Raw genomic sequence first — 24,945 nt, forward strand, 5'->3', positions numbered from 1 at the left:
GTCGCGGCCGGGATAATACGACAAATTCTTATTTCCAATCCGCATCCAACCCTCCATGCCTGCCGCCCCGTTCTCCCTGTCCACTCCCCGCCCCGCCGCCCTCAAACCCCTGACCCTGGCGCTGCATGCCGCCCTGTCGGCCGCGGCGCTGGCCGCCGCGCCGGCCTGGTCGCAGACCGTGCAGGGCTCGGTCACGACCCTGGAAGCCACCACGGTCACGGGCGAGGCCAGCGTCTCCAACCCCACCCCCATCGAGTATGCGGGCGGGCAAGTGGGGCGCGGCGGCCAGTTGGGCGTGCTGGGCAATATCGACAACATGGACGCGCCCTTCGTGGTGACCAGCTACACGTCCAAGCTGATCGAAGACCAGCAGGCCCGCACCCTGGGCGATGTCGTGAAGAACGACGCCTCGGTGCAGGTGGGCAACGGCTTCGGCAATTCGGCCGAAACCTTCTCGATCCGCGGTTTCGCCATGAATAACGACGACCTGTCGTTCAATGGCTTGTACGGCATCCTGCCGCGCCAGGTGCTGCCCACGCAGATGATCGAGCGGGTCGAGATCCTGAAGGGCGCCAACGCCTTCCTGAACGGCGCGGCGCCGGGCGGCTCGGGCCTGGGCGGCGCCATCAACATCCAGCCCAAGCGCGCCGGCGCCGATCCGCTGACCCGCGCCACGGTCGACTACACCAGCGATTCGCAGGTGGGCGGCAGCGTCGACATCGGGCGCCGCTGGGGCGACGCGCAACAGTTCGGCATCCGCGTCAACGCCGCGCATCGCGACGGCGACACGGCGGTGGACGACGCCGGCCAGCGCATGACCGTCGGCACCGTCGGGCTGGACTACCTGGGCGAGCAATTGCGCGTCTCGCTGGACGCCGGCTACCAGAAATACCGCTACTCGCATCCGCGGCCGACCATCGTGCCGATCGGCGACAGCGTGCCGTCGCCGCCGTCGAACGACATCAACTACGGGCAGCCCTGGACCTACAGCGAACTGGAAAGCACCTTCGGCGTGCTGCGCGCCGAGTACGACTTTTCGAGCAGCTGGATGGGCTATGCCGCCATCGGCACCAGCCACGACCGCGAGCACGGCGACTACGGCCAGCCCAGAAAAGTCGGCGGCGACGGCATCGGCACGGTGGCGCGCCTGACCGTGCCCTACACCCGCGACTCGCTCAGCGGCGAGATCGGCATGCGCGGCCGCTTCCAGACCGGCGCGGTGGGCCACCTGGTCAACGTCGGCGTGTCGCGCCTGCAGACCCGCGTCAGGCAGGCCTGGGAAATGAGCACCCCCAGCCCGATCGACATCTACGACCCGGTGTACTTCGACCGCCCGGATACCAGCCTGGTGGGCGGCGACCTGGACGACCCGCACATCAGCAGCCGCACGCACCTGACCAGTTTCGCGCTGTCGGACCAGTTGTCGTTCCTGGACGACCGCGTGCTGCTGACCCTCGGCGCGCGCCACCAGACCATCAAGGACAAGCTCTACGACAACGCGGGCGTGCACACCACCACCTACGACAAATCGGTGTGGACGCCCGCCTACGGCCTGGTGGTGCGGCCGTGGGAGCAGGTGTCGTTCTACGCCAACCATATCGAAGGCCTGAGCAAGGGCGGCACGGCCCCGCAGGGGACCAGCAATGAAGGCGAGAACCTGGCGCCCTACCGCACCAAGCAGACCGAACTGGGCGTCAAGCTGGACTTCGGCAACATCGGCGGCAACATCGGCGTGTTCCAAATCGAAAAACCGCAGGCCCACGTCAATGCCGATGACGTGTACGAGGAAGCCGGCTCGCAGCGCAACCGCGGCCTGGAAGTGAACGTCTACGGCGAGCCGGTGCGCGGCGTGCGCCTGCTGGGCGGCGTGACCTTCATGGATCCGGAGCTGCGCGGCACCGCGGGCGGCGCGCAGGACGGCAACGACGCCACCGGCGTGCCGCGCTACCAGGCGGTGCTGGGCGCCGAATGGGACGTGCCGGCGCTGACCGGCCTGACCCTGCAAGCCTATGTGCAGCGGCGCGGCTCGCAGTACGTGAACATCGACAACACCGCCAAGATCCCCGCCTGGACCCGCATCGACCTGGGCGCGCGCTACGCCGCCAAGATCGACGGCCGCAATGTGGTGTGGCGCGCCGGCGTCGACAACGTGACCGACAAGAAGTACTGGTCCACGGTGGGCAACGACTTCGGCCAGGTCACGCAGGGCATGGGCCGCGTGTACAAGCTGTCGATGTCGGTCGACTTCTGATCCGCGGCGGCGCGGCCGGCGGTCAGAACGCCACCTGGTCGCCGCCCTTGAGCTGCAGGATGCGGCGCGCGTCGTCCGGCGTGGCGACCTGCATGCCCAGCCCCTCGATCATCTGGCGCACCGAGCGCACCTGCTCGGCGTTGGACTGCGCCAGCCGGCCCTTGCCGGCCCACAGGCTGTCCTCCAGCCCTACCCGCACATTGCCGCCCATGGCCACCGACTGCGCGGCGATGCGGAACTGGCTGGCGCCGGCGCCCAGCACCGACCAGCGGTAGTCCGCGCCGAACAGCCGGTCGGCGGTGCGGCGCATGTGGATCACGTCCTCCGGGTGGGTGCCGATGCCGCCCAGCAGCCCGAACACCGACTGGACGAAGAACGGCGCCTTGACCAGGCCGCGGTCGGCGAAGTGCGCCAGGTTGTACAGGTGGGCGATGTCGTAGCACTCGAATTCGAAGCGCGTGCCGTTGTCGTAGCAGGTCGACAGGATGTATTCGATGTCCTTGAAGCTGTTGCGGAACACCAGGTCGCGCGTGGCCTCCAAGTGCTCGCGTTCCCAGTCGAACTGGAATTCCTTGTACTTGTTCAGCAGGTGGTACAGGCCGAAGTTGATCGAGCCCATGTTCAGCGAAGCCACCTCGGGCTTGAATTGGGCCGCCGGCCGGACGCGTTCCTCGACGCGCATGTAGGGGCTGCCGCCGGTGGTGATGTTGATCACCGCGCCGGTGCGCTGCTTGACCTCCGGCAGGAAGCGCGCAAACGCCTCGGGCGTCTGGTCGGGCTTGCCGTTCTGCGGGTCGCGCGCGTGCAGATGCAGGATGGCGGCGCCCGCCTCCGCCGCCGCCACTGCCTCGCGCGCGATGTGCTCGGGCGTGATGGGCAGGTGCGGCGACATGGAGGGCGTGTGGATCGCGCCGGTGATGGCGCAGGTGATGATGACTTTGTCCTGGGACATGCTGGGCTCCGTGGTGATAGGCGCGTCGGCGGGCGCGCTCAGGGGGTTTGGTCGTCGCGGCCGGCCTGCTTGTGCGCGGCCAGCGCCATCAGCCGGCGGTCGCGCCACAGCTGGCGCGCCGCCAGCGCGTCGGCGGGCAGCCGCGCGCGGCGCTCGGCCTCGACGCGGTCCATGGTTTCGCCGCTCCACGGCACGCGCCGCTGCATCTGCTCGAACAGGCCCGCGTACATGCTTTCGTAGCGCCCGGCGTAATCCCGCACGCCGCCCGGCGCGTTCAGGTCGATGGTCTCGAACGGGCCCATGAACGACCAGCGCAGGGCCAGGCCTTCGCGGATGCCGACATCCACGTCCTCGACGCCGGCATAGCCGTCCGCCACCAGCCGGAAGGCTTCCTGCAGCAGCGCGCCCTGCAGGCGGTTCATGACGAAGCCGTCGATCTCGCGGCGCATCATGATGGGCACTTGTCCGGCATCGGCCAGGATCTGGCGGGCCCGCGCCATGGTCTGCGGCGCGGTCCAGGGCGCCGGCACCAGTTCCACCGCCGGCACCAGGTAGGGCGGATTGATGGGATGCGCGACCAGGCAGCGCTCGCGGCCGGGCAGGTGGTCGGTGAAGCGCGACGGCAGCAGCGCCGACGTCGAGCTGGCCAGGATGGCCGCGGCCGGCGCCAGGCGGTCGAGCTCGGCGTATACCGCGCGCTTGCTGTCGAGCACTTCGGGCGTGTTCTCCTGCACATAATCGGCCTGCGCCAGGGCGGCGTCGAGCTCGGTTTCCACTTGCAGCCGGGCCTGCACCTCGGCCGGCCGCTGGCCGCGCAGCAGCCCGTGCCGATCCAGGTCCGGCAGTACGGTGGCGGCGAATTCCAGCGCGCGCTCGGCCTGGCCGGGCTGCTTGTCCCACAGCGCGACGCGATGGCCTCCGCGCGCGAACACAATGGCCCAGGCGCGGCCGATCAGGCCGGCGCCGACGATGGCGATGCGTAGCATGGCGGTCTCCTCACAATGTCTCGACGTTGCCGTCCACGCTCAGCGACTGGCCGGAAATATTGCGCCCCCCTTCCGACAGCAGGAAAGCCACCGACAGCGCGATGTCGTGCTGCGTCACCATGCGGCGCAGCGAGATGCGTTCCAGGTAGGTGGCTTCCATGCGCTCATAAGACACGCCCACCTGTTCGGCGCGCGCGCGGATCACGCCCTCCATGCGCGGGCCTTCGACAATGCCCGGCAGGATCGCGTTGACGCGGATGCCGGCCGGCCCCAGCTCCTTGGCCAGGCTCTGGGTGAAGCCGATGACGCCGAACTTGGCCGAGGAATACGGCGTGCGGAAGGCATAGCCGTGGCGGCCCGCCGCGGACGACATGTTGACGATGGCGCCCCCGCCGGCCGCCTTGAGCAGGGGCACCGCCAGGCGGGTGCAGAGAAACTGGCCGGTCAGGCAGATGTCCACGCAGCGGCGCCATTCCTGCGGGTCGAGGTCTTCCACCGCGCCGGTCGGGCCGGCGATGCCGGCATTGTTGATGAGCGCGTCGAGCCCGCCCAATTGCCGCTCGGCCGCCTCGAACAGGCGCGCCACGTCCGCCTCGCTGGAAACATCGGCGCGGATCGCCCCGACCTCGGGATGGCTTTGCGCCAGCTGCGCCAGCGCGGGTTCGGCGACATCGCAGGTGAACACCCGCGCGCCGCACGCGGCCAGATGCCGCACAATGGCCAGGCCGATGCCGCCCGCCCCCGCCGTGACCACGACCCGCAACCCCTCCAGCCCGTCCGCTTGCTTGCTCATTTGCTCCTCCTGCGGCGTACGCCGCGCATGGTTCGACCTGCCGCCGCGAGCCGCCGCGCCCGCGCGGACCGGATTCGGCTTATAATTCGTATCTGTGATCACAGATCATGACAGAATAGTACGATGGGAATCCCCGTGATGCAACCGCCCGCCCCGCCCGCCGCCGACGCCGCGGACCGCCTGCCGCCCGCCACCGAACTGGAAGGCAAGATGGAGAAGATCGTCCGGCATACGCTGTCCGACCGGGTGTACGCCGATTTGAAGGAACTGCTGCAATCGGGCGAGATGGAGCCAGGCCAGCGCTTCACGCTGCGCGGCCTGGCCGCCACGGTCGGCACCAGCGCCATGCCGGTGCGCGAGGCGGTCGGCCGCCTGTCGGCCGAACAGGCGCTCGAGGTCCTGCCCAACCGCGCCATCCGCGTGCCCATCATGACGCGTGAACGGTTCCTGGAACTGCGCACCCTGCGCATCCAACTCGAAGGCCTCGCCATCGAACAGGCGGCGCAGCATCGCAACGCCGCCGAACTGGCCGAAATCCGCCGCCACGAACAGGAGTTCCGCCAGGCGCGCGAACAGCCCGAGCCCGACGGGCGCCAGGCGGTGCGCGCCAACAAGAACCTGCATTTCGCCATCTATCGCGCCGCGCGCATGCCGGTGCTGCTGCAGATCGTCGAGAGCCTGTGGCTGCAGGTCGGCCCGGTGCTGAACTATGACCTGGCCAGCAGCCCGCGCCGCCTGACGCACGGCGAGGCGCACCGGCATCATGCCGACATGGTCGCGGCCATCGCGCGCCAGGATCCCGCGGCGGCCCGCGCGGCCCTGGTGGCCGACCTGATGAGCGCCAGCGAGTTCATCCTGGCGCGCGACGTGCTGCCCTGACAGCCGGCGCGCACGGGGCGGCGCGCTCCGTGACACGCGGAACCGCTTAGAATTGCCGCCATCCCCCGCACAAGGAATCCGGCAATGAGACGTGGGCCGCTGCTGCTGACCCTGCTGACGCTCTTGACAGGCTGCGCCACCACGCCGCCCTCCAACCCCGAGGATCTCTGCGCCATCTTCCGCGAGAAGCCGGACTGGCACGACGCCGCGCTGGACGTGCAGAAGAAATGGGGCGTGCCGGTGCAAGTGCCGTTCGCGATGATGTACCAGGAATCCAGCTTCCGCCACGACGCGCTGCCGCCGCGCTACTACTTCCTGGGCTTCATTCCCTGGGGCCGCGTCAGTTCGGCCTACGGCTATGCCCAGGCCAAGGACGAGACCTGGGCCGACTACAAGCGCGAGGCGGGCAGCTGGACGGCCAGCCGCGACGACCTGGCCGACGCGCTGGACTTCATGGGCTGGTACATGACCAAGACGCAGCGCCTGAACGGCGTATCCAAATGGGACGCCTACGGCCAGTACCTGAACTACCACGAAGGCTGGACCGGCTATCGCAACCGCAGCTATGACGGCAAGGCGTGGCTCAAGCGCGTGGCCCAGCAGGTGCAGGCGCGCGCCGAACGGTTCGGCGCGCAGTACCGCTCGTGCGAAAAGGACTTGAATCGCGGCGGCCTGTTCGGCCTGTTCTGACACCCTCCCGGCTGCGCTATCCTGTCGGCTACAGGAGAGGGGCAACATGTATTTCGACTCGACACTCTGGGCGATGACGCGCGGCGTGCGGCTGCGCATGCTGGGCTGCGCCCTGCTGGGGCTGCTGGGCCTGGCGGCCGGCATCGCCCGTTTCGTGCTGCTGGGCCAGTTCCTGGCGCGACTGTTCGCCGGTGCGGGCGGCGCGGCGCTGTGGTGGCCGCTGGCCGGCGCGGCCGCCGCCATCCTGCTGCGCGGCGCCTGCGAGCATGCGCTGAACCTGGTGGCCAACCGCAACGCGGCGCGCATCCAGGACAACCTGCGCGCGCAGCTCTACGACAAGATCGTCGAGCTGGGACCGGCCTGGTTCGGCGGGCAGCGCACCGGCGGCGTGATGCTGGCCGTCATCGACGGCGTCGAGCAGCTGCAGAGTTTCTTCGGCCGCTATCTGCCGCAGCTGTTCATCGCCGCCTGCGCGCCGATCGTGATCTTCGCCTTCATCGCCTGGTGGGACTGGCCGGTGGCCCTGGTGTTGCTCGCGGCGGCGCTGGTCACGCTGATCCTGCCGCTGGCGGCGCACGGCAGCCATCGCGATGCCTCGCGGCGCCGCGCCCAGGCGTTCAAGGCCTTCGGCGAGGAATTCCTGGACGCCATGCAGGGGCTGCCCACCCTCAAGGCGTTCGGCCAGAGCCGCGCCTGGGGCGACCGGCTGGCGGCGCGCGCGCGGGCGCTGTCGGACAACACCTTCAAGGTGCTGGGGCGCGAGGTCTCGGCGCGCTTCGCCACCGACATCGGCATCACCGTCGGCGCGGCCGCCGCGCTGGCGCTGGGCGCCTGGCGCGTGGCCCAGGGCGAGATGACGCTGGCCGCGCTGCTGGTGGTGCTGATGGCCGGCACGGAAATCTTCCGCCCCTTGCGCGACATGCGCGCCGTCCTGCACCAGGGGCTGATGGGACAATCGGCCGCCGCCAGCGTGCGCGCCCTGCTGGAAGCCACCAGCTCCGCGCCGTCGGGCGGCGCCGCCACGCTGCCCGATGGCGGCCGCGGCGGCCTGGCGATCGCCTTCCGCGATGTGGCGTTCTCTTATCCCGGCGGACGCAGCATCACGCACCAGGGCATGACGTTCGACGTGCGGCCCGGCGAGCGCGTGGGCATCGTCGGCCCGAGCGGCTCCGGCAAATCCACCCTGGTGCGCCTGCTGCTGCGCCTGCACGATCCCCAGGCGGGCGCCATCGAGCTGGGCGGCCAGGACCTGCGCAGCGTCGATCCCGAAGCCGTGCGCGCGCGCATCTCGCTGGTCGCCCAGGACAGCACGCTGTTCCACGGCACCGTGGAAGAAAACCTGCTGCTGGCGCGGCCCGACGCCACGCCGGAGCAATTGCGCGCCGCCGCCATGGCCGCCAACGCCCACACGTTCATCATGGCGCTGCCGCAGGGCTACCAGACCTTGCTGGGCGAGCGCGGGACCCAGCTTTCCGGCGGCCAGCGCCAGCGCCTGGCAATCGCCCGCGCCCTGTTGCGCGACACGCCGGTGCTGGTCCTGGACGAGGCGCTGTCGTCCGTGGATGCCGAGAACGAGGCCGAGATCCAGCAGGCGCTGGACCGGCTCAGCCGCGGCCGCACCACCCTGGTGCTGGCGCACCGGCTGTCCAGCGTGATCAATGCCGACCGCATCCTGGTGCTGGACGGCGGACGCATCGTCGAGACCGGCACGCACGCCACGCTGATGGCCGGCGACACGCTGTACCGGCGCCTGATGGGCGCGCAGCAGGGGCCGGCGGAAACGCTCGACCTGCCCGCCGTGCGCGCGTCCGGCGCGCCGGACGCCGACGGCCACGCCGCCGACCGCCCCGCCCCGCTGCCGCTCGAAGACGAGGCGCGCCACATCGGCACGCGCCAGGTGCTGGGCACCCTGCTGGACATCATTCGTCCCTGGAAGCGGCAGTTCGCCATCACGGTGGCCAGCGGCGTCGGACGGGTAGCGGCGTTCATCGGCGTGTCGGTGCTGGGCGCGCTGGTGATCGCCCGGCTCAAGAACGGCGAGCCGTTCGACGGCCTGCTGGCCGCACTGTTCGCGGCGGCGGTGGCGGCGGCCGCGCTGCACTGGATCGAGTCGTGGCTGGCGCATGCCATCGCCTACCAGTTGCTGGCCGAAATGCGCATCGCGCTGTATCGCAAGCTGGAGGCGCTGGCGCCGGCCTACCTGCTGCGGCGCCGCGCCGGCGACCTGGTCGGCCTGGCCACGCAGGATGTCGAAACGGTCGAATACTTCTTCGCCCACACGGTGGCGCCGGCCTTCGTGGCGGTGTTGGTGCCGGCCCTGGTGGTGGCGATTCTCGGCGCCACCGCCTGGCCGCTGATGGCAGCGCTGCTGCCGTTCCTGCTGTGGGCCGGGGCGTCTCCCTGGCTGAGCCGCGCCCGCGTGGATGCCGAAGGCAGCCGCGCGCGCCAGGCGCTGGGCCTGCTCAGCGCCCACCTGGCCGAAAGCATCCAGGGCCTGTCGGACCTGGTGGCCTTCTCGGCCACGGGACGGCGCCGCGCCGCCTTCCTGGCCATCGCCCGCGATTACCAGAAGGTCCGGCTGGCGCTGCTGGCCGACCTGTCGCGCCAGGGCGCCCTGCTCGAGATCGCCACCGGCCTGGGCGGGCTGGCGGTCGCCGCCACCGGCGCGTGGTGGGTGGCACGGGGCGAGCTGGCCGCCGGGCTGCTGCCGCTGCTGATCCTGCTGTCAGTGTCGGCTTTCCTGCCGGTCTCGGAGATCGCCCAGGTCAGCCGGCAACTGGCGGATACGCTGGCCTCGACTCGCCGCCTGCGCGCCATTCACGACGAGCCGGTGCGCATCGCCGACGGGCCGCTCGACCCGCCCATGGCCGCGGCCGGCCTGCCGCTGGCCTTCGAGGACGTGACATTCACCTATCCCGGCCGCGCCCGGCCCGCGCTGAGCGGCATCTCGCTGGACTTGCCGGCGGGCGCCACGCTGGCGCTGGTGGGCCCGTCCGGGGCGGGCAAGAGCACGCTGGCCAGCCTGCTGCTGCGCTTCTGGGATCCGCAGCGGGGCACCGTGCGCATCGGCGGCATCGGCCTGCCCGAATTGACGCTGGACGCGCTGTACCGCCGCATCGCGCTGGTGGCCCAGGACACCTGGCTGCTCAACGGCACGCTGGAAGACAACATCCGTCTGGCGCGGCCCGATGCCAGCGCGGCCGAGCTGGCCCTGGCCATCGAGCGCGCGGCGCTGGCGGACTTCGTGGCGGGGCTGCCCGACGGCCTGAACACGCGGGTGGGCGAGCGCGGCGTCGCGCTGTCCGGCGGACAGCGCCAGCGCATCGCCATCGCGCGCGCCTTCCTGCGCGACGCGCCGGTGCTGATCCTGGACGAGGCCACGTCGCACCTGGATGCGATCAGCGAGGCCCAGGTGCACCAGGCGCTGGCCGAGCTGATGCGCCACCGCACCACGCTGATCATCGCGCACCGGCTGTCGACCATCCGCCAGGCCGACACCATCGCGGTGGTGGACGGCGGCCGCATCGTCGAGGCGGGCACGCACGAAACCCTGTTGCGGCGCGGCGGCGCCTACGCGCACCTGGTGAACCGGCAGATGACGGCGGCGCGCCAGGTGGCGTGAAGCCGCGCCGGCGCCGGGCGGCGCGGGCTGCCGCCTACCACTGTCCGAAGAACACGCCCGCGCGCTTGTGGGCGTTGGTGGACTGCTCGACCGCGCCGTCGGACATGGTGGTGCGCCGCTTGGCGCGCAGCGACCATTCCAGCAGCCGCTGGCGCATCTCGGCGCGCACCCCGGCATGCGCGGCGCTGGCGCCCAGGTCTTCGAACTCGTCCGGGTCGGCCCGCAGGTCGTACAGTTGCTCGGCTTCGTCGAGCCAATATACATAGCGCCAGCGTTCGGTGCGCACCGACCAGGCGCGCGCCTGCTGCGGTGTCTTGCCCAGCGCCACGCGGGCCTGCCGGAAGCTGTAGTCGAGTTCCGACACGGCGGCGTCGCGCCATGGCTGGCCGTCGTCCATGCCATGCAGCAGCGGCTGCAGCGCGCGGCCTTCCAGCCGGTGCGCGGGCAGCGGCGCGTCGAGCGCGCGCAGGATGGTCGGCACCATGTCCACGCTTTCCACCAGCCGGCGCTCGACGCTCCCCCGCGTGGCGTCGGCCGCCCTGCCCGGGTCCATCACGATCAGCGGCACGCGCTGCACGGTGTCGTAGAACAGTTCCTTTTCGCCCAGCCAATGGTCGCCCAGGAAATCGCCATGGTCCGAGGTGAAGACGATCAGCGTGTTGCGCATCAGGCCGGCCCCTTCCATGTAGTCGAACAGGCGGCCCAGGTGCGTATCGAGCTGAGTGATCAGGCCCTGGTAGGCCGGCCGCACGGTGCGCACGCATTCGTCGCGCGCGAAGCTGCGGCTCTCCTCGTGCTGGCGGTACGCCTGCAGCACCGGGTGCGCGCCCGCCAGCTCGCGCTGGTTGCGCACCACCGGCAGGCATTGGTCGCTGCTGTACATGCGGTGATAGGGATCGGGCGCCATGTACGGCCAGTGCGGCTTGACGTAGCTCAGGTGCAGGGCCCAGGGCTGCGCGCCGCGCTGGCGCATGAACTGCAGCGCGCAGTCGGTGGTATAGGCCGTCTCGGAATGCGCCTCGCGCACGCGCGAGGGCAAGTGGGTATTGCGCATGTGCCAGCCGCTGACGACCTGGCCGTCGCCGTCCACCGCCGCGATGACGTAGTCCGTCCAGGGGTCGGCCGAATCATAGCCATGGCGGCGCAGGAAGGCGGGATAACCGCTCTCCTCGCCCGGCTCGTGGTGGCCGTCGTAGCGGTCGGCCTCGCGGAAGCTGCCGCGCGCCAGCAAGACGCCCAGCTCCGAGCCGCCGTCGATGGCCAGGCGCTCCATGCCGGCGCGATCGGGGATGACATGGCTCTTGCCGATCAGCACCAGGTCGCGCTCGCGGCCCGCCAGGTATTCGCCCAGCGTCACTTCGCCGACCGACAGCGGCACGCGATTCCACGTGACGCCATGGCTGGACGGGCAGCGGCCGGTGTAATAGCTCATGCGCGACGGGCCGCACACGCCGGCGTTGACGAACGCCCGCTCGAAACGCACGCCGCGCGCCGCCAGCGCATCCAGGTTCGGCGTGCGCAGATAGGGATGCCCATAGCAGCCCAGGTGATCGGCGCGCAGCTGGTCGGCCATGATGAACAGCACATTCTGGATATCGCTCATGAGATGCGCCCTCCCGCTATTGCGTGGCCTTGAAGCCGGAACGGCGCACCACCGGCTCCCATTGCTGCCGGTAGGCGCCCAGCTCCTGCGCCGTCTGCCGCGCATCGGCCGATACCGGCGCCAGGTTGGCCGCCCGCACCGCCTGCTGCATGGCCGGGTCGCGCATCACGGCGGCGATATCGCGCCCCAGGCGCTCGGCCTTTTCCTGCGGCATCGCGGCCGGCGCGAAGAAGGCGTTCCAGCCGTCGGCGGCCAGGTCGACCCCTGCCTCGCGGAAGGTGGGAACGTCCGGCAGGGCCGGATCGCGCTGGGCGCCCGAGGTCGCCAGGATGCGCACGCGGCCGCCCTGGTGCTGCGGCAGCAGCGTATCGAGCGTGTCGATGGCCTGCGGCAGGATGCCGCCGATCAATTCGCTGATCAGCGGCCCGGAACCGCGGTATCCCACCACTTCGGCCGCCAGGCCGATTTCGTCGCCCAGCATCAGCGCGAAAAAATGCGGCAGGCTGCCGGTCGCCGGCACGCCCACGGTGAAGCGCTCGGGGTTGGCCTTGAGCCACTGCCGCAGCGACGGCAGGTCGCGCATGGGGGAATCGGCCGATACCGCCAGCGCGAACTGGTAGCTGCTGACCAGCGACACCGGCCGGAAATCGCGCTGCGCGTCATAGCCCGGGTCTTGGTAGACCAGCGGCGCCACCACCATCACCGCCGGGTTGCCGAGCAGCAGCACATTCTGGCCGGCGTCGGCGTTGCGCAGCATTTGCGCGGCAATGCGGCCGCCCGCGCCGGTCTTGTTCTCGACGATGACCGCGACGCCGACGCGGTCCTTCAGCCGTTCGGCCACCAGGCGGGCAATGCGGTCGGAACTGCCGCCCGGCGGGTAGCCGACCACGATGGTCAAGGGCCCGTCCAGCGGCGCCGCCGCCCAGGCCGGCACGGCCAGCGCACAGGCCGCCAGCGCGGCCAGTATCCGTTTGAACATGTCTTCCTCCTGTATTTTTTATGTGCGCAAAGACTGTAGCAACGGAGCCGTTTCTTGATCTAATCCAATATCGGCATAACTACAAAACCGCCCCAGGAGAGCCTCGCATGCCCAGCGCGCCACCGCCGCCCGACCATCTGGCGGACATGCCCATGTATTGCCTGTACCAGGCCTGGTCGCAGGCCAGCCCGGTGTTCGTGCGCCTGTGCGAAGGACGCTTCGGCATCACCCGCCGCGAATGGCGGCTGCTGGCGGCGATCGTCGAATACGGCCCGCTGACCTCGGCGGAGCTGGCGGCCACTGCCCGCCTGGACCTGGTGCGCACCTCGCGGGCGCTGGGTTCGCTCAGCGAAAAAGGCTGGGTGGCGCGGGTGCGCGACGCGCGCGACCGGCGCGTCGCCAACGTCATGGCCACCGCGGCCGGCCAGGCTTTGTACCGGGCCATGCTGCCGGAGATCACGCGCCTGAACGAGCTGCTGATGGCCGACCTGTCGGCCGACGAAGCGCGCCAGTTGCTGCGCCTGCTGCAGATAGTGGCCGAACGCGGCGCGCGCATGGCCACCGAGAACGTGGTGGCCGACAAGGCCAGCCGCCGCCAGGGCGGCACGCGCCGCGCCGCCGCCCGGCGCGCCGGCCCCGCCGAGGACTAGGGCCCGCCCGCGCCGGAAAGGGTTTCGCGCCGGCCCGTCGCCTTTGCGCGGCGCCCGGCGAGCTTTGCGCAACGCCCGGAATCCTGCCTATAATTCCTTTCGGAATAGAAATCGTTATTATTCCTAGACAAGATACTTTTTCGATTGGGGATCCCCTTTGACAGTCCATACGCGAGCCCGCGTCGCCCGCCAGACGCCCGTATTCGCCCTGACCATGCTGGCCGCCTGCCTGGCGGCGTCCACCGCGCGGGCCCAGCAGGCCGAAGCCGGCGACGCCGCCACCCTGCCGGCCGTGCAAGTGACCGGCAGCCAGGAAACCGCCACCGGCCCGGTGATCGGCTATGCCGCCCGGCGCAGCGCCACCGGCACCAAGACCGACACCTCGTTGCGCGAAACCCCGCAAGCCATTACGGTGATCCCGCGCGACCAGATCGTCGACCAGGGCGCCCAGAACGTGCAGGACGCGCTGAATTATGCGGCCGGGGTGCGCCCCAACGCCTACGGCGTGGACAACCGGGCCGACTACGTGCGCGTGCGCGGGGTCGAGCCGGTGCAATACCTGGACGGCCTGCGCCAGTTCTTCAACTACAACAACCCGCGCACCGAGGTCTATGCGCTAGAACGCATCGAGCTGCTGCGCGGCCCGTCGTCCATGCTGTATGGCCAGGGCAGCACGGGCGGCGTGCTGAACCTGGTCAGCAAGCGCCCGCAACCCGAGGCCCAGCGCGAAATCGGCGTGGTGCTGGGCAACCACAACCGCAAGGAAGTGCAGGCCGACCTGACCGGCCCGCTGACCGAAGACGGCGAGTGGCTGTACCGCGTGGTGGCGGTGGCGCGCGACAGCGACACCCAGGTGCAGCACGCCACCGACGACCGCCTGATGCTGGCGCCGTCGTTGACCTGGCAGCCCAGCGCCGCCACCACGCTGACCCTGCAAGGCTATTTCCAGAAAGACAAGGCGGGCACCACCCAGTCGTTCCTGCCGTGGAAAGGCACGGTGCTGGACAACCCCAACGGCCGCATCCCGACGCGCCGCTTCGTCAGCGAGCCGGGGTTCGACGCCTACGACACCGAGCAGTTCAGTGTGGGCTGGCTGTTCGAGCACAAGTTCAACGACCGCTGGACGGTGCGCCAGAACTTCCGCAACACCATCAGCAAGGTCGACTACAAATCGCTGTACCCGGATGTCTACTCGAACCCGGACAACCCGTTCATCGACCCCGAGCAAAGCACGCTGAACCGGATCTTCTACATCAACAAGCCGCGCATGCGCACGCTGCTGGCCGACCAGCACCTGGAAGGCAAGCTGGACTGGGGCGCCACCGAGCACACCGTGCTGTTCGGCTTCGACTACAGCCGCTACCGCGAAACCGGGCAGACCGCCGGAGGCATGGGCAGCCCGCTGAACGTGTACCACCCCGTCTACGGCAACATCCCCGAATACGAGCTGACCGACACGCCCAAGACCAAGCAGCAGCAAATGGGCTTCTACGCCCAGGACCAGGTCCGCTACGGCAACTGGATATTCGTGGCGGGCCTGCGGCACGACCGTGCGCGCAGCGACGTGGAAGGCAGCGACCGCGAGACCGACAACGCCACCACCAAGCGGTTCGGCCTGTTGTATGCCTTCGACAACGGCGTGTCGCCCTACCTGAGCTACAGCGAGTCATTCACGCCCGTGGCCGGCACCGACTTCTACAACGACCGCTACAAGCCGATGCGCGGCAAGCAGTGGGAAGCCGGCCTGAAGTACATGCCGCCCGAGCAGGACCTGCAGGTCACCGCGGCGGTGTACGACCTGCGCGAAAAGAACCGCCAGGTGCCGGATCCCGCCAACCCCAACAACCAGATCCAGGCGGGCAAGACCAAGACGCGCGGCGTGGAACTGGAGTTCCGCGGCCGCGTGACCAAGCAGATGGATGTGATCGCCAACTACATCTACACCGACATCGACCCGGCCCTGGAAGGCGTGCCCAAGCACATGGCGTCGCTCTGGAGCAAGTACCGCTTCGCGGTGGCGGGCGTGTCCGGCTTCTCGGCGGGCGCCGGCGTGCGCTATCTGGGCGCCTTCACGACCGGCAGCGCGCCGGAGACCCCATCGGTGACGCTGTTCGACGCCATGCTGGCCTACGACAGCGGCTCCTGGCGCTACGCGCTGAACGTGAACAACATCGCCGACAAGAGCTATGAAGTCACCTGCCTGGAACGGGGCGACTGCTTCTACGGCCAGCGCCGCACCGTGACGCTGAGCGCGGCGTACAGGTTCTGAAGCCAAGCCGCCGGTGAAGGTGTGTGAAGGTGTCAGACATGCAAGGTGTCTGACGCCGCCCTCCCCCCTTGGAAAGGTGTCAGACACCTTGCGTGCCTGACACCGCAGCTTCGTCACCGCCCCGCCGCCGCCCCCGGTGTGCCCACCATCGCCGCCGCTTCCTCCGCGCCTTCTTCCGGCGCGGCATCCTCGATCTTGTTCAGGTCCAGGCCCTTGGTCTCGGGCAGCAGCAAGGCGGCCAGGATCACCATGCCGTAGCCGACGCCGGCCACGACCGCGATCGCCAGGCCGAGCCCCAGGCGGCCGGAGCTGAGCCAGCCGACCGTGAGCGGAAAGAACGAACCGATCACGCGGCCGACGTTGTACGACACGCCGTAGCCGGTCGCGCGCACGCTGCTGGGATAGGACTCCGAGATCGTCGCGCCGATGCCCGAGAACATGCCCTGCATCAGGATGCCGAGCGGGAAGCCCAGGAACAGCATCGAGGTGTTGGAAATCGGGATCATCATGTAGCACAGCGCCATGGCCAGCGCGCCGACGGCGAACAGCACATAGGTGGCGCGCCGGCCCAGCCGGTCGGTGGCGTAGGCGCCCGCCACGTAGCCGAGGAAGGATCCCAGGATCATCACCACCAGGTACGAGCTGGTGCCGAATACCGACAGCCCGCGCTCGGTCTTCAGGTAGGTGGGCAGCCAGGTGGCGATGGCATAGTAGCCACCCAGCATGCCGCCCGACAGCAGGCTGCACAGCACCGTCTTGCCCAGCAGCGGCAGCTTGAATACGCGCGCCAGGTTCTGCTTCGGCGGCACCGCCTGCGCCGTGGCGCGCGCCTTCACGTAGACTTCCGGCTCGACCAGGTTGCGGCGCAGGTAGATGACCACGAACGCCGGCAGCACGCCCAGGAAGAAGCAGACGCGCCACGCGTATTCGGGCGGCAGGATCGAGAACATCAGCGCATACGCCAGCGCCGCCGCGCCCCAGCCGAACGAATAGCTGCTGGCGGTGAAGCCCGAATACTTGCCGCGATGCGCCGGGTTGCGGATCATCTCGGTCACCAGCACCATGCACAGCGACGATTCGCCGCCGAAACCGAGGCCCTGGATCATCCGGAACACCATCAGTTGCTCGGGGCTGGTAGCCAGCCCGCACATGAAGCAGGCGAACGCGAACACCACGATGGTCCAGCGCAGCACCCGCACGCGGCCGTAGCGATCGGCCAGCATGCCGGCCACGATGGCGCCCACCAGCGACGACACCAGCGTATACGTCACGATGGCGCCGGCCTCGGACTTGCTCATGTCCCACTGCGCCAGCAGCGTGGAAATCAGGAACGAATAGATCATGAAGTCGAAGACATCGACCGCATGTCCCAGGAAGGCGCCGTAGAACCCCTTGCGCTCCATGTGCGTCAGGTCTTTGAACCAGCTGAACATCGGTATTCCCCCTCAGTTTCTTGCGGCATGGAAAATCGTGCGGGGCGGCCGGCCCCGCGGCGGCTCAAGCAGCGCGCGCCGGGGCGGGCGGTAGGCGTAGCCCCGCGCCTCCAGCCATTGCGCCACGCGCAGGGACGTCAGGTCATGCGAACGGCTGGCGACGATCTGCACGCCGACCGGCAGGCCGGCAGGGTCGCGGCCCGCCGGCGCCACGGTGGACGGCAGGCCGCACAGGCCCGAATACCCGGCCCAGAACAGCTGCGTGGTCATGGGCTGCGGCTGGCCATTCACCGTCAGCGTCCGCTGCCAGGGTTCGCCCGCCTCGTCGAGCGGGAAGGCGGCGGTGGCGGCGGCCGGGCACAACAGCACGTCGTGGCGCGCGAAGAAGGCATCCCAGGCGCGCGCGAAGCGCCGGCGCGCCTGGGCCAACTGCAGCCAGGCGCGGTGATCCAGGGCGGCGCCGCGGTATTGCAGCGCGGCGTAGCTGTCGTCGCGCGGATCGACCGCGCCCGCGCGGGCGCGCAACGCCTCATAGGCGGCGTCGTCCGCGTAGATCGACGTCGCGGCGCGCAGCATCAGCACATAGGTGCGCCATAGTTCGGCCGCGTCGATGTCCGGTACGGCATTCCAGGCCACCGAGGCGCCGACGCGCTCCAGGTCGCGCCCCAGCGCCTCGATGACGCTGGCCACGCCGCCGTCGACCGGCGCGAACGGGTGGGTCGGCAGCACCGCGACGCGGCAATCGGCCAGATGCGCGGGGCGTGGCGCAGCCAGCTGCGTCGCGTCGTCGGCCAGCACGCGCAGGATGATTTCCAGGTCGCGCGCCGAACGCGCCAGCGGGCCGGCCACGTTGATGTCGGGCGCGGGATCGTCGCTGGCGATGCCATGGCCGGCCAGCGACACCAGGCCATGCGTGCTCTTGTGCGAAAAAATGCCGCAATAGTGCGCCGGATTGCGCAGCGACGAGCCGATGTCGGATCCCACGTCGAATACGCTCATGCCGGTGCAGACCGCGGCCGCGCTGCCGCCCGACGAACCGCCCGGCGTGCGCGACAGGTCGTGGGGGTTGCGGGTGGTGCCGTGCAAGGCGTTATAGCTCTGCCAGTCGCGCAGGTGGCACGGCACATTGGACTTGCCCACCAGGATGCCGCCCGCCTGCCGCAGGCGGGCCGTCGCCGCCGCGTCGCGCGCCGCGATATTGCCAACATGCCTGGGGTCGCCGCAGGTGGTGGGCCAGCCCGCCACGTCGAACGACTCCTTGATCGAGAACGGAATGCCGTGCAGCGCGCCGGATGCGCGTCCGGCGCGGCGCTCGTCATCCGCGCGGCGGGCGGCCTGCCGCGCGGCATCGTAGTCGTGCAGCGCCAGCGCATTGACCGCGGCGTGGTCGCGCCGGAAGGCGGCCTCGCAATGGTGGACCAGGTCCAGCGCGCAGATTTCGCCGGCCTGCAGCGCCTCGCTCAGGCGCCACAGCGGCCAGTGGCAAAACGACAAGCCATCCGGAGCCGCCTGCTCGGCGGCATCGGCCAGGTATTCGACAGCCACGGGTTCCTCCCCTTGTTTTGTATACTATATACACAAAAACAGGCGAAACAAATGCCTTTCACTCCGTGATTCGGGTAAATCCGTATACCAAAGAGAAGGCGCGAGCAGCTTGGCCGGCCCGCGGCGGCCGGCTGCTGGCCATGCGGCCGCGGCGCGGCCGCCGCCGTGGCGTTCCCGCATGCCGGCCGGCGTGCGCCATGTGCGCAGCAAACAGGCAAAGAAAAAGGGCCTGCATGTGCTATGCAGACCCTTCTTGAATATGGCGCGCCCGGCAGGATTCGAACCCACGACCCCTTGGTTCGTAGCCAAGTACTCTATCCAACTGAGCTACGGGCGCTGGTAAAGAGGCGAAATTATAACGGAGATTTCCTATTTGTCCAGCGAAGTTGCGCCGCCGCCCATTTGCGGGCGCAGCGCCGGCCCCGCAGGCCTGGCCTTGCCGCGCTCGATATCCGGCAGCAGGAAGGCGACCAGGCCCAGCAGCGGCAGGTAGGCGCACACCTCGTACACGTAGCCGATGCTGGTCATGTCGGCCAGCTTGCCCAGCGCCGCGGCGCCCAGTCCGCCCATGCCGAAGGCAAAGCCGAAGAACAGGCCGGCGATCATGCCCACCTTGCCTGGCACCAGTTCCTGCGCGTACACCACGATGGCCGAGAAGGCCGAGGCCAGCACCACGCCGATCACCACCACCAGCACCCCGGTCCAGAACAGGTTGGCATGCGGCAGCATCAGGGTGAACGGCGCCACTCCCAGGATGGATACCCAGATCACGATCTTGCGCCCGATCCGGTCGCCCACCGGGCCGCCGGCCACCGTGCCGAAGGCCACCGCCGCCAGGAACAGGAACAGGTACAACTGCGCGGAGCGCACCGACAGGTCGAATTTGTCGATCAGGTAGAACGTGAAATAGCTGTTCAGGCTGGCCAGGTAGAAGTATTTGGAGAAGATCAGCACCCCCAGGATGGCCAGCGCCCACAGCACCTTGCCGCGGCTCAACGCTTCCACCTCGCCGGCCGCCCGGGCGCGCGGCTTGAGCAGCGCGCGGTTGGCGCCGTACCAGCGGCCGATGCCCACCAGCACGATCATGCCGAACAGCGCCGCCAGCGAGAACCAGGCCACGCTGGACTGCCCGTGCGGAATGATGAACAGGGCCGCCAGCAACGGGCCCAGCGCCGAGCCCACATTGCCGCCCACCTGGAACAGCGACTGCGCCAGGCCGTGCCGCCCGCCGGAAGCCATGCGCGCCACCCGTGAGGATTCCGGGTGGAACACCGACGAGCCCGTCCCGACCAGCGCGGCCGCCACCAGCAGGTACGGTAACGACGGGGCGAACGCCAGCAGCAGCAGTCCGACCAGGGTGAAGCCCATGCCCACCGGCAGCGAATAAGTGGTGGGCCGCTTGTCGGTATACAAGCCGATGCAGGGCTGCAGCAGCGACGCGGCGATCTGGTACGTGAGCGTGATCAGGCCGATCTGGGCGAAGCTGAGATTGAAGGAATCCTTCAGCATGGGATAGATGGCCAACAGGATCGACTGGATCATGTCGTTCATCATGTGCGCCACACTGATGGCGCCCAATACCTTGAAGGCGATCGACGGGGCGGGTGCCGGCGCGGACCCGGCAACTGGCGGGGGTGTCATGGTTCTCCGGATGCAAAAGCGGCGGCGCCGCAAAGGGCGGCGCGGCCGCGAACAAACAGTGTATAAAGTCCCGAATGCGCGGAAGTGCCAACTTTTGTCGCAAAAATGACAACCCCCTCCCCCGCCATGCCCCGCCGCCTCGCCCCGCCCCTGGACCCGACGCGCAGCCGCGTCGCCGACGATTATCAACACGTGCCGCGCCCGGTCACCGCCATGGCCAAGGATTTCGTGCCCAGCGCCACCACCGGCCCGCACACCCACCCGCGCGGCCAATTGATCTACGCCATCGAGGGCGTGATGCGGATCAGCACCCCCGGCGGTTTCTGGACGCTGCCGCCGCTGCGCGCGCTGTGGGTGCCGCCGGACACCCTGCACGGCGTCCAGATGGTCGACAAGGTGCTGATGCGCACGCTGTACGTGCACGCCGACGCGGCGCGCTCGCTATGGGACCGCTGCCAGGTGATCGAGGTATCGCCGCTGCTGCGCGAACTGGTGCTGGCGCTGGCCGCCGAACCCATCGAGTACGACCTGGCCGGACGCGGCGGCCAGATCGCCGCGCTGCTGCTGACCGAGCTGCGCGCCGCGCCGGTCATTCCCATCCAGATCCCCTGGCCGCAGGACCGGCGCCTGCAGACGGTCTGCCGGGCGATCCTGGCGCAGCCCGGCCTGACGCGCACGGTGCACGACTGGGGCGACGAGGTGGGCGCCAGCGGACGCACGCTGATCCGGCTGTTCCAGGCCGAACTGGGGCTGAACTACCGGCAATGGGTGCAGCAGGTGCGGCTGGCCGACGCGCTGCGCCGCCTGTCGCTGGGCCAGCCGGTGGCGCGGGTCGCGGCCGAACTGGGCTACCACAGCCCCAGCGCGTTCAGCGCCATGTTCCGCCGCGCGCTGGGCGCGCCGCCGCAGCACTATCTGCGCAATGAGTGATCCGGCCTTCCCATGGGGTGCGCGCGCCTCCTAGCCGCGCGACACCGGGCCGGGCCTGGCGCCAGCTTGTATATCGATAGATTTGAATATTCGAATCTATCGATTTATAATTCGAACAAATTCGATATCAACCCAGGCTCGCCCATGGACCTCGATCTCATCATCAAGGCGCTCGCCAACCCGGTGCGCCGCGACATCCTGCAGTGGCTCAAGGAACCGGAACGGCACTTCGCCGGCCAGGAGCACCCGCTCGAACTCGGCGTGTGCGCCGGGCAATTCGAGCGCTGCGGCCTGTCGCAGTCCACCATGTCGACCCACCTGGCCACCTTGCAGCGCGCCGGCCTGGTCACGACGCGGCGCGTCGGCCAATGGATTTTCTACAAGCGCAACGAGGACACCATCGCCGCGTTCCTGCGCGCGCTCGACCAGGAACTCTGAGGTCCGGTCCCGCCCGCCTCCACCTTCACCCGAACCGACATCATCATGCCCACACTTTTCGACCCCATCGCCGCCGGCGATCTGCAACTGGCCAACCGCGTCGTCATGGCGCCGCTGACGCGCAACCGCGCGCCCGGCGCCGTGCCCACCGAAATGATGGCCACGTACTACGCGCAGCGCGCCAGCGCCGGCCTGATCATCACCGAAGCCACCGCCATCTCGCACCAGGGCCAGGGCTACGCCCAGGTGCCCGGCCTCTACTCGGCCGAACAACTGGCCGGCTGGAAGCGCGTGGTCGACGCCGTGCACGCGGCGGGCGGCAAGATCGTCGTGCAGTTGTGGCACGTCGGCCGCATTTCGCACACTTCGCTGCAGCCGGGCAACGGCGCGCCGGTCGCGCCCTCGGCCATCCGCGCCAATGCCAAGACCTACCTGGTGCACGCCGACGGCACCGGCGAATTCGCCGCCACCTCGGAACCCCGCGCGCTGCGCCTGGACGAACTGCCCGGCATCGTCGAAGACTACCGCCGGGCCGCCCGCGCCGCCATCGAGATCGGCTTCGACGGCGTCGAAGTGCACGCCGCCAACGGCTACCTGCTGGACCAGTTCCTGCGCTCGGGCAGCAATCAGCGCACCGACGCGTACGGCGGCAGCATCGAGAATCGCGCGCGCCTGCTGCTGGAAGTGATGGACGCCATCACCGGCGAGATCGGCGCGGGCCGTACCGGCATCCGCCTTTCGCCGGTCACGCCGGCCAACGACGCCAGCGATCCCCGGCCGCAGCCGCTGTTCGACTACGTTGCGCGCAAGCTGGGCGCCTATGGCCTGGCCTACGTGCATGTCATCGAAGGCGCCACCGGCGGCCCGCGCGATTTCCAGCAAGGCGAACAGGCTTTCGACTACGCTGCGCTGCGCCAGGCGTATGAGGCGGCGGGCCGCCAAGGCGCATGGATGGCGAACAACAACTACGATCCGCAACTGGCGGAAAACGCCGTCGAATCGGGCCGGGCCGACCTGGTCGCCTTCGGCAAGCCGTTCATCGCCAACCCCGACCTGGTGCGCCGGCTGCGCGAACGGGCGCCGCTGAACGCGCCCGACAAGGCCACCTTCTATGGCGGCGGGGCGCAAGGCTATATCGACTATCCGGCGCTGGCCTGATCCAGCCGCGCGCCGGCGGCCGGGCGCCGGCGCGCGGTGTCCACGGCGCGGCCGGGGCCCGGCCATATAGTTGCTAAAATCAACGATATCGGCAAGAATGGCGGCCTGTCTTTTCACCAGACCCGACGCCATGCTCCAGACCCGCCTGACCCGCCTGCTCGGCATCCGCTACCCGATCATCCAGGGCGGCATGAGCTGGGCCTCTTCCAATGCGTCGCTGGCATTGGCCGTATCGCGCGCCGGCGGCCTGGGCACCATCGCCGCCGGGCCGATGTATCCGCACGACCTGCTGGCGGCCATCCAGGCGGTGCGGGCCGGCACGGATGCGCCGTTCGCGGTCAACATTCCGCTGTACAACAAGCGCGCGCAAGAACACATGGACATCGCAGTGGCCGAACGCGTGCCGGTCATCATCGCCTCGCAGGGCGGCCCGCAGAAACACCTGGCGCGCGCGCGCGCGGCCGGCATCAAGTGGCTGCAGGTGGCGGCCAGCCCCGTCCACGCGCACAAGGCGCAGGCGGCGGGCGTGGACGCGGTGATCGCGGTCGGGCTGGAAGCCGGCGGCCACCCCGGCCCCGATGAAATCGGCACGCTGGTGCTGGCGCGCGCCGTGGCGCGCGCCATCGAGATCCCGTTCGCGGTGGCCGGCGGCATCGCCGACGGCGCCGGCATCGCGGCGGCGCTCTGCCTGGGCGCCGACGGCGCGCAACTGGGCACGCGCTTCCTGCTCACGCCCGAATCGGGCCTGCATGCGGCCTACAAGCAGGCGGTGCTGGCCGCCGGCGTGGCCGACACCACCCTGGTGGGGCGCGGCCGCTCGCCGGTGCGCATGCTGCGCAATGCCTTCGCGCGCGAGTATGCGGCGGCCGAACGCGGCGGCGCCTCCGACGCCGAACTCGATGCCTTGTTCGGCGGCAGCACGCTGAAGCAATCCGCCAAAGACGGCGACGTGGACGGCGGCAAGGTCGAGGCCGGCCAGAGCGCCGGGCTGATCGACGCGCTGTGCCCGGCGGGCGACGTGGTGGCGGAATTGGTGCGCGAAACGCGCCAGGCCCTGGCGCGCGGCGGCGAGCTGCTGGCAGCCTGAGCGCGCGGGCCGGCGCACGGCCGGCCCGTCGACGCCCGGCCCGGCTACTGCTTGACCAGGCCGGCGCCGCGCACCAGGCCGGTCAGCACCTGCTGGTCGCGGTGCACGAAGGCCGCCGCCTCGGCGGGCGTCATGCTCCACAATTCGACCCCTTGCGCGCCCATCAGCTGGCGATAGGCCGGGTCCTGGTTCACCGCATTGACGGCCCGGTTGAGGCGCTCAATGACGGCATCGGGCGTGCCGGCGGGCGCGGCCAGGCTGTACCACGAAGCCGACTCGGCGTCGCGGATGCCGGCCTCCGCCAGGGTCGGCACCGCGGGCAGCAGCGGCGAGCGTTCCTTGGCGGCATAGGCCAGCGCCACCAGCCGGCCGTCCTTGATGAACGGCAGGCTGGCGGCCAGGTTCAGCACCGCCATGTCGACCTGCCCGCCCACCAGGTCGTTGATGGCGGGCGCCGCGCCCTTGTAGGGAATGTGCATCAGCTCGATGCCGGCGCGCTGGCGGAACAGTTCGGCCCCCAGGTGCGGCGAGCTGCCGGGCCCGGCCGACCCGTAATTGAGCTGGCCCGGCTCCTTGCGCGCCAGCGCGATCAGCTCGTCCACCGACTTCACGCCCAGCTTGGGATGGACCACCAGCATGTTGGGCTGGTTGCCCACGATGCCGATGAAGCGGAAGTCCTGGACGCCGTCATACGGCGTGTGCTGCATCAGCGGCGTGACGATGTGGGCCGCGGCGGTGCCCAGCAGCAGCGTATAGCCGTCCGGCGCGGCGCGCGCCACCACGCTGGCGCCGATCGACGCGCCGCCGCCGCCCTTGTTTTCCACCACCACCGGCTGGCCCAGCTGCTTCTCCAGTTCGCGTGCCAGCGCGCGGCCGAGCGTATCGGCCGGGCCGCCGGCGGCATAAGGGTTGACCAGGGTGATGGGCTTGGCCGGATATGGCTGCGCGGCCACGGCGGCCGCGCACAGGGCGGCGCCGGCCGCGCCGGCGATGAGTTTCCTGATGAGTTGCATGGCATGTCTCCTGATGGTGGCTTGTC

The 24,945-nt window shown here is 69.7% G+C and carries 19 protein-coding genes and 1 tRNA gene; 10 read left to right on the forward strand and 10 right to left on the reverse strand.

The features are described 5' to 3' along the window. Nucleotides 1-55 precede the first annotated feature (55 nt). Nucleotides 56-2,251 carry a TonB-dependent receptor gene (locus CAL24_RS15625; protein WP_094807150.1) on the forward strand — a complete coding sequence of 732 codons (2,196 nt, stop codon included), beginning with the start codon at nt 56-58 and terminating at the stop codon, nt 2,249-2,251. A 22-nt stretch (nt 2,252-2,273) separates the two neighbouring features. Here CAL24_RS15625 and CAL24_RS15630 read toward each other — a convergent pair whose 3' ends face one another. The 3 genes from CAL24_RS15630 to CAL24_RS15640 are packed head-to-tail and all read right to left on the reverse strand — an operon-like array spanning nt 2,274 to nt 4,982. Beyond that, entirely contained in the window at nt 2,274-3,203 is a 930-nt protein-coding gene (locus tag CAL24_RS15630; RefSeq protein WP_038853605.1) for a 3-keto-5-aminohexanoate cleavage protein, read from the reverse strand. A gap of 38 nt (nt 3,204-3,241) precedes the next feature. Continuing rightward, nucleotides 3,242-4,189 carry a 3-hydroxyacyl-CoA dehydrogenase gene (locus tag CAL24_RS15635; protein WP_028354685.1) on the reverse strand — a complete coding sequence of 316 codons (948 nt, stop codon included), beginning with the start codon at nt 4,187-4,189 and terminating at the stop codon, nt 3,242-3,244. Between the two features lie 10 nt (nt 4,190-4,199). Further along, on the reverse strand, nt 4,200-4,982 hold the full coding sequence (locus tag CAL24_RS15640; RefSeq protein WP_028354686.1) for an SDR family oxidoreductase: 783 nt from the start codon (nt 4,980-4,982) through the stop codon (nt 4,200-4,202). Nucleotides 4,983-5,120: 138 nt separating this feature from the next. Between CAL24_RS15640 and CAL24_RS15645 the strand changes: the two genes are divergently transcribed. The 3 genes from CAL24_RS15645 (at nt 5,121) to CAL24_RS15655 (ending at nt 10,173) form a co-directional block, all read left to right on the forward strand. After that, the gene (locus CAL24_RS15645; RefSeq protein WP_081760426.1) at nt 5,121-5,861 is read left to right on the forward strand and encodes a GntR family transcriptional regulator; all 741 of its coding nucleotides are present in this window, start codon (nt 5,121-5,123) and stop codon (nt 5,859-5,861) included. An 84-nt stretch (nt 5,862-5,945) separates the two neighbouring features. Beyond that, nucleotides 5,946-6,551, forward strand: a complete 606-nt coding sequence (locus CAL24_RS15650; protein ID WP_028354688.1) for a hypothetical protein — start codon at nt 5,946-5,948, stop codon at nt 6,549-6,551. A gap of 46 nt (nt 6,552-6,597) precedes the next feature. Continuing rightward, on the forward strand, nt 6,598-10,173 hold the full coding sequence (locus CAL24_RS15655; RefSeq protein ID WP_094807151.1) for an ABC transporter ATP-binding protein/permease: 3,576 nt from the start codon (nt 6,598-6,600) through the stop codon (nt 10,171-10,173). A 34-nt stretch (nt 10,174-10,207) separates the two neighbouring features. Here CAL24_RS15655 and CAL24_RS15660 read toward each other — a convergent pair whose 3' ends face one another. Both CAL24_RS15660 and CAL24_RS15665 read right to left on the reverse strand, forming a co-directional pair. Then, nucleotides 10,208-11,776 carry a sulfatase-like hydrolase/transferase gene (locus tag CAL24_RS15660; protein ID WP_094807152.1) on the reverse strand — a complete coding sequence of 523 codons (1,569 nt, stop codon included), beginning with the start codon at nt 11,774-11,776 and terminating at the stop codon, nt 10,208-10,210. Nucleotides 11,777-11,792: 16 nt separating this feature from the next. Then, entirely contained in the window at nt 11,793-12,755 is a 963-nt protein-coding gene (locus tag CAL24_RS15665) for a Bug family tripartite tricarboxylate transporter substrate binding protein (protein WP_094807153.1), read from the reverse strand. A 107-nt stretch (nt 12,756-12,862) separates the two neighbouring features. On the opposite strand from CAL24_RS15665, the gene CAL24_RS15670 reads away from it, so the two are divergent. Together CAL24_RS15670 and CAL24_RS15675 are read left to right on the forward strand one after the other, a co-directional pair. Continuing rightward, a complete protein-coding gene (locus CAL24_RS15670) occupies nt 12,863-13,405 on the forward strand; it encodes a MarR family winged helix-turn-helix transcriptional regulator (RefSeq protein WP_038853607.1) in 543 nt (180 codons plus the stop codon). Between the two features lie 214 nt (nt 13,406-13,619). Next, the gene (locus CAL24_RS15675; protein ID WP_094807297.1) at nt 13,620-15,674 is read left to right on the forward strand and encodes a TonB-dependent siderophore receptor; all 2,055 of its coding nucleotides are present in this window, start codon (nt 13,620-13,622) and stop codon (nt 15,672-15,674) included. Nucleotides 15,675-15,787: 113 nt separating this feature from the next. Here the strand turns inward: CAL24_RS15675 and CAL24_RS15680 are convergent, their stop codons facing one another. The 4 genes from CAL24_RS15680 to CAL24_RS15695 all read right to left on the reverse strand — a co-directional run bounded on the left by CAL24_RS15680 (nt 15,788) and on the right by CAL24_RS15695 (nt 20,293). Further along, on the reverse strand, nt 15,788-17,107 hold the full coding sequence (locus CAL24_RS15680; protein ID WP_028354693.1) for an MFS transporter: 1,320 nt from the start codon (nt 17,105-17,107) through the stop codon (nt 15,788-15,790). Between the two features lie 12 nt (nt 17,108-17,119). Continuing rightward, nucleotides 17,120-18,601 (reverse strand): amidase, encoded by a 1,482-nt coding sequence (locus CAL24_RS15685; protein WP_170947110.1) that lies wholly within the window; start codon nt 18,599-18,601, stop codon nt 17,120-17,122. Between the two features lie 311 nt (nt 18,602-18,912). After that, nucleotides 18,913-18,989: transfer RNA gene (locus tag CAL24_RS15690), tRNA-Arg, on the reverse strand. Between the two features lie 32 nt (nt 18,990-19,021). Continuing rightward, complete coding sequence (locus tag CAL24_RS15695) at nt 19,022-20,293, reverse strand: MFS transporter (RefSeq protein WP_094807155.1); 1,272 nt, start codon at nt 20,291-20,293, stop codon at nt 19,022-19,024. 126 nt (nt 20,294-20,419) lie between these two features. Here CAL24_RS15695 and CAL24_RS15700 point away from each other — a divergent pair, with 126 nt between their 5' ends. The 4 genes from CAL24_RS15700 to CAL24_RS15715 all read left to right on the forward strand — a co-directional run bounded on the left by CAL24_RS15700 (nt 20,420) and on the right by CAL24_RS15715 (nt 23,906). Further along, nucleotides 20,420-21,223: an AraC family transcriptional regulator gene (locus CAL24_RS15700; protein ID WP_028354696.1), complete on the forward strand. Its 804-nt coding sequence runs from the start codon at nt 20,420-20,422 to the stop codon at nt 21,221-21,223. Between the two features lie 144 nt (nt 21,224-21,367). Further along, the gene (locus tag CAL24_RS15705) at nt 21,368-21,661 is read left to right on the forward strand and encodes an ArsR/SmtB family transcription factor (RefSeq protein WP_028354697.1); all 294 of its coding nucleotides are present in this window, start codon (nt 21,368-21,370) and stop codon (nt 21,659-21,661) included. Between the two features lie 45 nt (nt 21,662-21,706). Beyond that, nucleotides 21,707-22,819: an alkene reductase gene (locus CAL24_RS15710; protein WP_094807156.1), complete on the forward strand. Its 1,113-nt coding sequence runs from the start codon at nt 21,707-21,709 to the stop codon at nt 22,817-22,819. A gap of 130 nt (nt 22,820-22,949) precedes the next feature. Further along, nucleotides 22,950-23,906, forward strand: coding sequence for an NAD(P)H-dependent flavin oxidoreductase (locus tag CAL24_RS15715; protein ID WP_094807157.1), 957 nt, complete (start codon nt 22,950-22,952; stop codon nt 23,904-23,906). 44 nt (nt 23,907-23,950) lie between these two features. Here the strand turns inward: CAL24_RS15715 and CAL24_RS15720 are convergent, their stop codons facing one another. Then, entirely contained in the window at nt 23,951-24,919 is a 969-nt protein-coding gene (locus CAL24_RS15720) for a tripartite tricarboxylate transporter substrate binding protein (RefSeq protein WP_094807158.1), read from the reverse strand. Nucleotides 24,920-24,945 lie beyond the last annotated feature (26 nt).

This window comes from Bordetella genomosp. 2 (assembly GCF_002261345.1).
Classification (GTDB): Bacteria; Pseudomonadota; Gammaproteobacteria; order Burkholderiales; family Burkholderiaceae_B; genus Bordetella_A.